Origin of the sequence: Planktothrix sp. (genome assembly GCF_046067725.1) — a bacterium.
Taxonomy (GTDB): domain Bacteria; phylum Cyanobacteriota; class Cyanobacteriia; order Cyanobacteriales; family Microcoleaceae; genus Planktothrix.
In genome coordinates this window covers 1-12,222 of sequence record NZ_JBJUDF010000103.1, presented here as the reverse complement: position 1 = coordinate 12,222, position 12,222 = coordinate 1, and the positions used below count along the sequence as shown (strand labels likewise).

Here is a 12,222-nt window from a genome sequence, read left to right as displayed (position 1 = left end):
TCATACCCTGCAAGTTGTCCTTGTTGGTATTCAATCCCTGATACTTCAGGATTCTCTAGTTTTTGTAAGTCAAATCTGACTAATTCTTGAACAATGGAATTAATTGGGGTGAGTTTGATTAGTTTTCTTACCCAAGTTAGGGTAGTTTCAACTCGATGTTGAAGACTAGGAGCTAACCATCCTTTTTGTCGGGTACGATTTAAAAATCGAGGTTGGCGATATCGGGTTTTACGATTTCTTCTGTCTCGACGTAGTAAGGAACGAGACTCAAGGCTTGCTTTAATCTTTTGTCCTCGATGGGTTAATTCTGCACCCCAAACTACTTTTTCGCCTTGAATCAAAGCGATGCCAGTTGTTTTAGATCCGGGATCTAATTTAATAGTTATTGGTTCTGGAGTTTCTTCTATTACCTTTCTCAATATAATTGTGAACGGAAATAATCGAAACACTGCTGCTTTTTTAGCTTTAAGCAACTTCCTTGCTGTTACTGGACGGCAAGGAGATAAAGGTTTTTTATGTTGATCAAGAACGAGAACGTAATTTTGCTTAGACATGGTTTTGTCTCTACTGATTGCTCGTAAAGTTCGCTTCGCCAATGTTATCTGAGCTTTTTAAATTAACCACACTGTCTTACCCCTCGTAAAACTGTTTAATGGTTAACGATAGAGCCACAAACTAGCGTCGCATTCGTGGGTATCTTGACTCAGATAACGTAGTCAGTTAAGACTTAGGCTGGTCAACTAATTGAAGCTAGAGGCATGAAGCCGCGTCACTTCAGTGCGGGGTGCTGACAATTGCTCATTGTGTTTTTTTGTTTAAATATCCATTTTTCCACAAATAAAACGGACTGAGCAAGCTACTGGTTAACAGTTCTAATTCAACAATGGGTACTAAATCTGTTCTGATTTGATTCCCATATTTGAGTAAATGCAGGAGTATTTTTCGTAAATCATTAATAAGATAGGCTACGATTAAAATTGGCTTCATCATGGGTTGAACACCAATCATTCTAGTCACATAACGGCTGAAACCTATACCCCGGATTAAAGAAATTAAATAATCTTTTTCTAACCGATTTTTAGGAATCTGATGATTAATTTCCATGCCCGGATTATACCAAATTTCCCACTTTGATTGTTGAATATAAGATAATACTTCTAAGTCTTCAGAAGTTAACATTGAGCCTTGAACTCTTCCGGTGAGAATACAATGATCAGGAACACAGTTCAGCCAAGCATCTCGTCGAACCACTAATCCTGCTGATGGTGGTAAAAGTTTACTTTTAGGAGAATATAATAAGGGCTGATCCCCTCGTTCAGTAATTGCTAAAAAAGCTTTAATTCGCTCAAAATTAGGGGGAGGTTCGATTTCATAAACACCATGAATTTGACTTCCAAAAGCTCCCGCGTGGGGGTGTTCTTTAGCAAATTGATCAGCTTGTTTCACCCAATCTAAAGCCGGAATGGTATCATCATCTAAGAACGCAATTAAACTCGCCGTTGACTCTTTAACCGCTTTTTTTCGAGCAAATGCGGCTCCTTGTTGGGTTTCTAAATAATATTTTAAAGGAACAGTTTCTAACCAATTTTGTTGGTAATGTTTAATTAATTTTGCTGTATTATCGGTACTATTATTATCAACAATTAAAATTTCCCAGTTGATCTGTTCTGTTCCAGTTTGCGATCGCAATTGATCTAAAACCGCAGGTAAACGAGTCGCCCCATTATAGGTGGGAATTGCAACAGTGATATCAACCATAGGATTGATCAAGGTTAAGGTTGTTGGTTCTTAGTATAGCTTAAATTTGAGCTTAGGCTTGTCCTTTACGAGTCATTCCCATCCCATAAAGATATAAATCAGGGACTTTATATCTTAAAATACCTGCTTTCGGTTCGTCATAAACAGAAAGTAAACCTACTTCAATCGCTAATTTTAAAGCTTCATCATCTGGAATTTCATCTGAATTAATAGGAGATCTACCCAGTTTTTTTAAACAAGCAATTAAAGGTTCTAACTCAGGAAATTCTTCTTGAATTAGTGCATCTAAAGCTTGTTGAGAGACTTTTTCTAAAGATGAAATTAAAGCTCTCGGACGAATAATGGTTTTTTCATAAGGATTGCGTTTTTGTTCTTTTTCTTCCCATGTCTTAGCATTAAAAAATAGTTGTAATAAAGCACGAGGATTTCGGTTATCACTTCCATCGGCTAATCGTTTCCAAACCCAAGTTCGAGTAAAGGTTGATTTTCCGCCTCTCATGCGATCGCCAACTAAAAGATTCCAAACTTCAAAAACTTGAGTCTCCATCCAATAATCATAATTATCCAAAATTTGTTGATTTAAAATAGATGCGGTTAACTGTTGAAAGGTTGGAAAACGAAGGGCTTGCTTAATGACAATTTTAAAGAAATCTGCTTGGTCTTCCCACGTTAATGTCACCATCCTTCCATAGAAATGACTTTTATTTTCAAAAGCTAATTTTCTCCAAATATCATCTCGTAATAACACTTTAAACCTTAAAGCATTGAGGTTATCACTGATATCAATCATTAACGATAATAACCCTTCAATGGCTTTTTTACGACGATTGCGATCTAACTCACTATTACCAAATCCAGTATCTAAGCCATCATAAAGTAAAATGGTTTCTCGGTTCGTTGCTCGATCCAAGCGTTCTAACCAATTTCTAGCTAAAATTCCTATTCCACTCACCCTTAGCATTTTTTGTAAACAGCAAATGGCTTCTAATTCACTCGTTAATGTTTCTGGGATTAAATTAGATAAAGCCGGATCAGATATAATTTCTGTTTGTTCAGAATTCGATAAATAGCAAGCTAAACTGGTTTGCAAAATCCAAAATTCTCTCCAAGTTCCTTGAGTTTCTGTTAACGTTTTTTCAATTTCTTTAAACCCATCAGGACTCATGACCCAAAAATTATTTTTTTTTAACGGACTGGGTGACATCACCACAATAGACGGTCTTTGGGTTCCTTCTTCAATTCGTCTAAAGATTGCGGTTTTTCCTGTTCCTTTTCGACCCAATACTAAGGGGGTTTTAGGTTCTAAAGCGCGGTTGACTAATTCCGTTGCGACAAAATTTTCTAAAAAATCGGCTTGGTTTTCAGCCATTCCTACTGAAAAGTTTAACTCGCTCAGAATAGAAGGTTTAGATTCAGCAATATTGATGTCTTTTTCTAATAATCGTTGTTCGTTTCGTTGTTCGTTGCGAGTTGGAATAAATCGTTCTAACCAATCAGCAACCGATTCAAAATCCTGCCAAATTTCTCGATCTAATAAGGTTTGATCGGAGGTTGCGATCGCTTCTCGATATGGGATAAACTGAGTGATTTCAGAAGCAATCATTTGTTCTCCTTCTGTGCGTTTCTGATTACATTCTGATAACCAATCGTTAATCCAGTCTAATGATCGATTTTGATATCTTTCAATGACTTCAGGAGCTTTACTCATCGGAATCGGTGACACTAAAAACCGAGGTTCAGGTGTTAATTTTTTTTCAATATCTCGTTTAGTTTTTGAGGCTAATAATGCTCTAACTAAAGCCTTTGTCCCGATTTCTGATTGAGGATGGGGAAAAAATACAATAATCGCTAAATCAGCTAAATCAAATAAGAGCGGTGCATTAAAAGAGGATAATCCTGTTCTAGCATCTAATAAAATTACATCGGGTTTAAAAGATAAATCTGTATTTAATAAATTGATTAAATTCCGAAGTGGATTTGTTTCTTCCCGATACCAGGCTTCCGTATTAATTAAATTTAATAATCGAGCATAATTGGCATTGGGTAAACCGGCTGGAAGACAATAAAGTTCTTCGGTTTCTGAGATTCTAATAATATGGTCTTGAATATTGGGTTGTATTCCTTGATCAAGGTCAACTAAAATGGATAATAACCCTTGTTCTTCTCGAAGTTCTTTTTCTTTCCCAAATAATGTAGTTAATCCTGGGGCTTCTAAATCCATATCTAAACATAAAACGGTTTGCCCCCTTTTTGCTAAAATTCTAGCGGTATAAGCTAATGCAGTTGACCGTCCCACTCCTCCTCTTAAAGAATAAAAAGTAGCAATAATTGGTCGTTCTAAATCATCATCTAAATCAGAAGCAAAAACAATATTTTCAGGAATTTCTGCACTTCTAGCTAAAGCTTCTGGCCAAAACGGAAGATTCTCTAAATTAGAATCTATGGGTAAGTTTCCTGACCATTCGCGCTCTTGGGGAGTTAATAAATCAAGCCATTCTATTGTTAAATTTTCTAAACCTTGCAGAACAATTTGTTTGCGTTTATCATAAGATTGGTTTGCAAAATCTGAGGAAATAATGGCTATTCGCCAACCCCTAAATGGATCAGGTTGAACTCGTAAATCTTCCCAATTAAGATTAGCATTAATCAGATTATCTCGAATTTTTTCTTTGATTTCTACCTGATTCATAATTCTCTCCTGGGTTTAGAGCGTTTTGTTTGAGTTTGTATCCATCCTGCTAATTCTTTTGCCCCATTTAAAAGTTCTTCTATTTTTAATCCTGATGCCACTTGAAGACTAATTTCATAGCGTAAATCGGTATTCCAATTTTCGATAAAAAAGGTTTTACACCCTTTCTGATCTTTTAAATCAGATAAGCTTAAACGACAAGATTGCCATAACCCCTTAAGATTGTGTCCCTCTCGACCACTTTGGGGAAAAGGAATACCCTGTTTTTGTAATAAAGCCTTGAGGCTACATTCTATCGCATAACCCGCCATATAAACAACAGCAATAGAATCAGGTCGCTGTTTGTAAATAGCATCGGCATCCGCCGCACGTTCTCGGGCAAGATTTAACCAATCTTGAGGGGTATTTGGACTCATTTAAACTGGATAATACAAAGGTTTTTACTCATCCTTCACGGCTTCAACGGTGATAATATCATCCCCTTCTGGACTTTTAGACGTGCTTAAAATCACAGGTTGAACATCTATTTCTAAGGGATCAAGTTTGGTCTTTTTCCGCATAGGTTGAACATTCATGATTAACGGTTCTTCTGGCTTTTTAGGGGTTAAAGGTTGATGATTAAAGACTAATTTTTCATGGTCACAATCTACATAAATTGTATCGCCCGTGATAAATTCTTGTTGTAATAATAAATTCGCAATATGATTTTCTAATTCCCTCTGAATCGCTCGTTTTAATGGTCTCGCTCCATAGACTGGATCATAACCAATATCTGCTAAATAATCTAAGGTTGCAGGTGATAATTCAATGGATATTTTCTGATCCGATAATAACCGTTGAATGCGTTTGACTTGAATGGCAACAATATGGCGTAATTCCCCTTTACTTAACGGATGGAATAGAATTGTATCATCCACCCGATTTAAAAATTCGGGGCGAAAATGCGATCGCAATGCTCCCATTACCCGCTTTACCATTTCCTCATAACGAGATTCATCTCCCGCCACATCTAAAATATGTTCACCTCCAATATTACTGGTCATCACAATTACGGTATTTCTAAAATCAATAGTTCTTCCTTGGGAGTCGGTAATTCTGCCATCATCTAATACCTGTAATAAAATATTAAAAACATCAGGATGGGCTTTTTCCACTTCATCAAATAAAATCACCGAATAGGGATGACGTCGCACCGCTTCGGATAGTTGACCGCCTTCGTCATAACCCACATACCCCGGAGGTGCCCCCACTAACCGAGAAACGGCGTGTTTTTCCATGTATTCAGACATATCAATCCGAATAATAGACTCCTCGCTATCAAATAAAAACTCTGCTAACGCTTTAGCTAACTCGGTTTTTCCCACCCCCGTTGGCCCCATAAACAGGAAAGACCCAATGGGACGCCCCGGATCTTTCATTCCCGCCCGTGCCCGTCGAATGGCGGCGGCTACGGCGGATACCGCTTCCTGTTGTCCGATCACCCGTTGATGTAAATGACTCTCTAAGCGCAGTAATTTTTGCCGTTCTGACTCCAATAAACGGTTAACTGGTATCCCCGTCCATTTCGCAATAATCGCGGCGATATCGGCTTCTGTGACCTCCTCGCGCAACATGGAAGAACCCTGAGATTGTAACTTAACTAATTCCGCTTCTTTGGCTTCTCGTTCTTGATGTAAAATTTCTAATTGACCATATTTTAATTGTGCGGCTTTATTCAGATCATAAGCTCGTTCGGCTTGTTCAATTTGAACTCGTAATTGTTCTTCTTCTTCCTTCAGTTTATTAATACTATCTAATAGTTGTTTTTCGCCTTGCCATTGAGAAGCGAGTTTTTCTTGTTTGGTTTTTAAGGTTTCAATTTCTTCTTTAATTCGGTCTAAACGAATGGCAACTCCTCCATCATTTCTCCGCTTGCTTTCTCCATTGCTTAAATTTTCTCCTTCGATGGATAATTTCTCCATTTCTAACTGCATCACCCGCCGATCAATTTGTTCTAATTCAACGGGTTTTGAGGTAATTTCCATCTTTAATTGGGCTGCGGCTTCATCAACCACATCAATGGCTTTATCCGGTAAAAAGCGATCGCTAATATATCGACTCGATAACATTGCCGCCGCCACTAACGCGCTATCAGTAATTTTCACCCCATGATGGCGTTCATAACGGTCTTTTAATCCCCTTAAAATCGATATGGTATCTTCAGGAGAAGGTTGATCGACATAAACTTGTTGAAACCGTCGTTCTAAAGCCGGATCTTTTTCAATATGTTTGCGATATTCATCAACGGTTGAAGCCCCAATACAACGCAATTCTCCCCGTGCTAACATCGGTTTCAGTAAATTACTAGCATCCATTCCCGATGAACCGCTTCCCGAACCTGCACCGACAACCGTATGTAATTCATCAATAAATAATACAATTTGTCCTTCAGAATGGGTGACTTCTCTTAATACCGATCGCAGTCTTTCTTCAAATTCTCCTCGATATTTTGCTCCCGCAATTAAACTGCCCATATCCAGGGAAATTAACTGACGATTTTTTAATGATTCGGGTACATCTCCGTTAACAATTCGTTGAGCTAAACCTTCTGCAATTGCGGTTTTTCCCACCCCAGGTTCACCAATTAAAACCGGGTTATTTTTAGTTCTTCTCGATAAACAACTCACCACCCGACGCACTTCTTCATCGCGCCCAATAACCGGATCAAGTTTTCCGGCTTTAGCGAGTTCTGTTAAATCTTTCCCATATTTTTTTAACGCTTCATAACTGGTTTCTGGGCTTTGGGTTTCTACTTTAGCATTTCCCCGAATGGCTTTAATGGCTTCTTCCAGTTTGGGACGGATGGAAGGAGGGCGACTGGGGCGGTCATACCCTGGACGTCCGGGGCGTTGGGTAGTCGGTTGTTCTCCGGCTAAGAGTTTACGGCCAATGCGATCATCTTCGGAGAAGGCGAGGATTAAATGTTCTACGGAGATAAATCCATCTTGTAAAGCTTGACGAGCTTCTTCCGCCTTATCTAAGAGGATATCGAGGCTTTGTCCTAAATATAAATGTTCAATACGTCCAACTTTGGGTTGACGTTTGGTAAAGGCGTCTAACTGTTGGCCTAAAATATCCGTATCCACTCCCGCCCGACTCAGGAGACTGGTGGCGAGTCCATTTTGTTCAAGTAGGGCGATCAGCAGGTGTTCGACTTCTAAATTCTGATTTTGAAAACGACGCGCTACATCCTGGGACTTAACAACGGCTTCCCAGGCTTTATCTGTAAATTTACTTGGATCGGTTGGTTGCATCGTTGCTGCTTATCAATAAAGGGTAAAAATAATCATCAATATACTGACCCCATTGTAACTATATGTGGGTACAATCTGTTAATCAATGTAGGATGATGGAGAAAAGGCGATCACGTCCATAGCATGAAAACTTTCGTAGATCCGGTGGGGTAATTTTAAAATGATCCAAAGGCTATATATCCATAATTTTAGATGCTTAGAAAATTTTGAACTGAGCTTAAAGGATCTGTCATCGGCTTTATTAATTGGTAAAAATGGAGTGGGTAAATCAACCATTTCTGATGTATTACAAATCTTTCAATCTATTGGTCGAGGAACGAATAGAGTTCGTGATTTAGTTAAACCCAAGGATTTTGCTCGTGGTCGCTTTGATGTGCCAATTCGCTTGGAAATAGAAGTATTACTTCAGGAAAAATTATATCAATATATTTTAGCTTTTGAGTTACCGGAAAATTTTAGAGAACTTCGAGTTTTTGAAGAACAACTATTAGTGACAGGAGAGCCTATTTATTCTCGAACTCAGGCTCAAGTCACCCTTCACACCAGTTGGCGAAATTCTGAGGCTCAATTTCTAGTAGATTGGCATTTAGTTGCCCTTCCTATTATTCAAGAGCAATCCGAGACAGATCCCCTTCGGATTTTCAAGACTTGGCTGGCTCGAATGATGATTTTAGCTCCCATTCCCAGCCTAATGACAGGGGATTCCGACGGTGAAACCTTGGAGCCAAAACGAGACGGTTCAAACTTTGGAGAGTGGTTCTCTGGATTACTGAGTCGCTATCCAGCAGCTTACACGCAAGTTGACAAATATCTCCGAGAAGTTATTCCTGACATTCAGGATTTTTTAAATGAACAGATTGGCAAAGATTCCAAAAGCATGATTGTCCGATTTGAAGCCAATAATGCGAATCTCAGTGTTGATTTTCAAGATTTATCTGATGGCGAAAAATGCTTTTTCATTTGTGCTTTCGTTTTAGCTGCTAATAAATTCTATGGCCCCCTTTTTTGCTTCTGGGACGAGCCTGATAACTATCTTTCTTTATCAGAAGTTGGGCATTTTGTCCTATCATTACGACGCTCATTTAACAATAATGGACAAATTTTAGTGACTTCTCATAATGTAGAAGCAATCCGAAAATTTTCGGATGAAAATACTTTTCTACTGGATCGCAAAAGCCATTTAGAGCCAACTTTAATTAGATTACTCAGTGATATAACTTTTACAGGGGACTTAATTAATACCTTGATTTGTGGAGATATCGAACTGAGTTAAACCGGATGAGGTCATCCGTCAAAACTTATTTTTTCCTTCAATGGGTTGAAATGATATCCTAATTAAAAATTATATCGCCTCAGTAAAGATATGATATACAACGTTTCTATCCAAGGAAATAGGGATTCCTTGTTTCTAGGTTCGCCTAAATTGATACTTATAGTATTCATTTTGAAACTTATTTAATGTAGACTTATACTATTCAAAAGTTTATATATAGTCTGTAGATCAAATTATTTAAGTCTGAAATAATTAAATTTTGGAGCAACAAAATCAAAAGGATATTAAAACGCGCTTTGGTAAAGCAATCAGGCGACGTAGAAGAGAGTTAGATATTTCTCAAGAGAAATTATCTGAACTGTCGGGTCTTCACCGTACGTATATTTCCAGTATTGAAAGAGGTGAGCGCAACCCATCCTTAGAAAATATTGAAAAATTGGCCGACGCGCTTAATATATCTGTTTCTGCTCTTTTTGCTAACTATGGGGTAGATAGGGGCGATTATGTCTAAAAAAAGTAAGATCAGCTATAAATTAGGCTTACCTCCTGCAATTGCAAGAAAAGTAGAGAAGACTGGTCAAACTAGAGGTGCAGAACAGGATACAATTTATCAGAATCGTGTTAACCGAAATAATACAGTTATAATCCCTCTTAGTTCATGGAAACTAGGAATTGCCCCAGATAAAGGATTTGAGAACGGTTATATTGTTATAGCTCATCCAGAAGAATACTTTTCTGATACTCCACCATCAGCCAGTCGCAGTTTACCCAAGGATTTGACTATAGGAGAGAATTTATTAGTCTATTATGAAACTAGACTACAATGGAACTCATATAATCCAAGTCAATATAAAGATTGGCAGTCAGCAACATCAAGGAAATCACCATTAGGAGGGCAATATGTAGCTCGTGTACCCAATACTACCAGTAAAGACGATTCCTTAATCAGACAAGGATACATAGATAGTAATAGCGGTGGTCAAGGTGCAGGAATTAGAGTCTATGAATATGCTTCATCTGAAGAAATAAAAGCCACAAGATATCAATTATCTTTTCTGGCATGGCGAACTGAAGGAATTATGGATATAGCTCGCGATGAAGGAATAGAAAATCCTGATGAATGCAAACAGAAAATAGACAAGGAGTGCGAGGATCTCGGTATTGCTGACTTACAACTTCTTGAAAAAAATAGAATAATAGATAGCCAAAAACGTGCTATTTGTCCATTATGTTTAAAGCCTATTTTAGCTCAAGAACTAGCTTCTCGCGTCGAACAAGCGGAAGGCAGAAATGTTCCAGATTTAACGGTAACTACAGCAAATTTATTTCATATTAGAGAACTGAGAGCAGGAGAATACAACCATTGTTCTTATAATTTGGGTTGGGGCCATCATCATTGCAATGCAGCCGCAAGAGATTGGGGAATTGAACGAACACTATCATGGATGGAAGAAATTCTCCGTAATAATGGAAGAACAATTGAATTAATGGAGAATTAACTTTACTAGCTTTTAAGTAAGGATTGAAATAAGGGTTCTTGTTTCCAGTCAAAATTTTTAGGCTGCGCTTTTGGTAATTCATGAGCAGAGGTGGAACATCTTTGGGATATCTTTTCACACAAATTTTCTTCAATTTCTACCAAGATTGCTTTTCTGCCAAGAATTTTAGCAGCTTGACCAACTACACCAGAACCCGCAAAACAATCCAAAATGATATCATTAGGATAAGAGCTTGTATTAATAATATGTTTGATTAGATCTAAAGGTTTTTCAGCAGGGTGCTTACCGGTATAAGGTTTAACCGTTTTAAAATCCCAAATATCTGTATAAAGAATATCAGAATTAACAAAGAAAGGTCTAATAATTTTTTCATAATCAGGGAGTTGTGAAACTTCAGGAGCATATTTAGAAAACACAGATTTTAGTTTTTCATATTGTTCACGATTAGGAATATTCCTACCTGTTTCCCAATTTGATACAGCACCACCATGATTAACACTACCGTATTCTCCTATAGCCTCTGTGAGTTCAATTGTAGATAATCCTGTTGCTAAACGAGTCTTTTTTAATAAAAAGCTAAATGCTGATAGTTTTGGGTTTTCTTTAGAAGTTGCTTCAGCAAAAATAATCCGTTCTGAGTGTAAATACCAACTTCGCAAACTTTCTTTTTTTGTTTTTTGTTTCCATCCATCATAACCTGGATCATTAGGTTTAGTCCAAGTGATTGAAGCTAAAATATTGAATTTTTTGCTCAACATTACCTCTACTTGGGCTGCCATTTTAGAAGAAGTAAAACAATAAATAGAACCATTGGGAGCTAATATTCGCTGCCATTGTTCAGTTATTGAGTCTAACCAAGCTAGATATTCTTCATCTGTCTTAAAATTTCTGTCGCCAGTGATATTAGCTTTTTTGGTTGAGTGGTAAGGAGGATCGGTAACAATCAGATTTACTGATTCTTCAGGAAGTAATGGTAATACTTCTAAACTGTCTCCTTGGTATAAAGTGATTTCTGGTGTTTTGAAGTAAATAGTCATCCGTATAACTCAACTAAATAAATGGTCAAAACTATTGATTATAAATAATAATAAAACAAATTCCTATATTTTTATCAACTCTTTTAAAAATTTTTTCTTATAAACTTTAAAATCCTGTTACGATAGTTCATTAATCATAATTTTTTCCTTCAATGGGTTGACATGATATTCTAATTTAAAATTAGATCCCCTCGATCAAGATATAGTATAAAACATCTGTACCGAGGGGAATTGGGATTTTAAAGGATTGAGAAGTTCCGACTGTCCCTTTCGGTAGAGACATCAGGAAATCAACAAAACGAATGGGAAATTAGCTCAGTACAATTGAGTGTCAGAGGTGTGTATCCGGTTGGCGCTAGATACACACTCTCATTTCTTAAATCGGAGCCTCAACCACAAAATCTAATTCATTGAAGGCTCCTGGGAGTACCCCTTGAACAACCGCTAGGGTTTCTGCTTGAGAAATCGGAATGCCAGCTTCAGGAAGAACATAAATTCGAGTGCTGGCTGTAGCAATACCCCCAACAGTAAGGTTTATAAACAAAAAATCTCCCGCCAAGCTATAGTTTAGCGGGAGATTATCAACAATGAAAGGATAAAACACTGAGTAGAGACGTTGAATGCAACCCCTCTATAAACCCATTAAAACCCCATAACTTTTGCAACGGCTTCC

The 12,222-nt window shown here is 37.6% G+C and carries 10 protein-coding genes; 3 read left to right on the top strand and 7 right to left on the bottom strand.

Annotated features, from left to right (window positions below; genetic code table 11):
* From iscB to clpB, 5 genes are all read right to left on the bottom strand, one after another.
* Positions 1-554 (bottom strand): RNA-guided endonuclease IscB (iscB, locus tag ACKPEB_RS05840; protein ID WP_408963894.1); only part of this gene is annotated, 554 nt, incomplete at its 3' end.
* 244 nt (positions 555-798) lie between these two features.
* Positions 799-1,758, bottom strand: coding sequence for a hormogonium polysaccharide biosynthesis glycosyltransferase HpsE (hpsE, locus tag ACKPEB_RS05835; protein WP_408963893.1), 960 nt, complete (start codon positions 1,756-1,758; stop codon positions 799-801).
* 52 nt (positions 1,759-1,810) lie between these two features.
* A complete protein-coding gene (locus ACKPEB_RS05830) occupies positions 1,811-4,447 on the bottom strand; it encodes a P-loop ATPase, Sll1717 family (protein ID WP_408963891.1) in 2,637 nt (878 codons plus the stop codon).
* Positions 4,444-4,863, bottom strand: coding sequence for a HEPN domain-containing protein (locus tag ACKPEB_RS05825; protein ID WP_408963890.1), 420 nt, complete (start codon positions 4,861-4,863; stop codon positions 4,444-4,446). The genes ACKPEB_RS05830 and ACKPEB_RS05825 overlap by 4 nt, the downstream gene beginning before the upstream one ends.
* Positions 4,864-4,887: 24 nt before the next feature.
* Complete coding sequence (gene clpB, locus ACKPEB_RS05820; protein ID WP_408963889.1) at positions 4,888-7,740, bottom strand: ATP-dependent chaperone ClpB; 2,853 nt, start codon at positions 7,738-7,740, stop codon at positions 4,888-4,890.
* A 160-nt stretch (positions 7,741-7,900) separates the two neighbouring features.
* Between clpB and ACKPEB_RS05815 the strand changes: the two genes are divergently transcribed.
* From ACKPEB_RS05815 to ACKPEB_RS05805, 3 genes are all read left to right on the top strand, one after another.
* On the top strand, positions 7,901-9,013 hold the full coding sequence (locus ACKPEB_RS05815; RefSeq protein WP_408963888.1) for an AAA family ATPase: 1,113 nt from the start codon (positions 7,901-7,903) through the stop codon (positions 9,011-9,013).
* 259 nt (positions 9,014-9,272) lie between these two features.
* Entirely contained in the window at positions 9,273-9,524 is a 252-nt protein-coding gene (locus ACKPEB_RS05810) for a helix-turn-helix domain-containing protein (protein ID WP_083621079.1), read from the top strand.
* Entirely contained in the window at positions 9,517-10,512 is a 996-nt protein-coding gene (locus ACKPEB_RS05805; RefSeq protein WP_408963886.1) for a BstXI family restriction endonuclease, read from the top strand. Before ACKPEB_RS05810 ends, ACKPEB_RS05805 begins: the two co-directional genes overlap by 8 nt.
* 5 nt (positions 10,513-10,517) lie before the next feature.
* Here the strand turns inward: ACKPEB_RS05805 and ACKPEB_RS05800 are convergent, their stop codons facing one another.
* Both ACKPEB_RS05800 and ACKPEB_RS05795 read right to left on the bottom strand, forming a co-directional pair.
* A complete protein-coding gene (locus ACKPEB_RS05800) occupies positions 10,518-11,549 on the bottom strand; it encodes a DNA methyltransferase (RefSeq protein WP_408963885.1) in 1,032 nt (343 codons plus the stop codon).
* Positions 11,550-11,925: 376 nt separating this feature from the next.
* Positions 11,926-12,093, bottom strand: a complete 168-nt coding sequence (locus ACKPEB_RS05795) for a hypothetical protein (protein WP_408963884.1) — start codon at positions 12,091-12,093, stop codon at positions 11,926-11,928.
* Positions 12,094-12,222 lie beyond the last annotated feature (129 nt).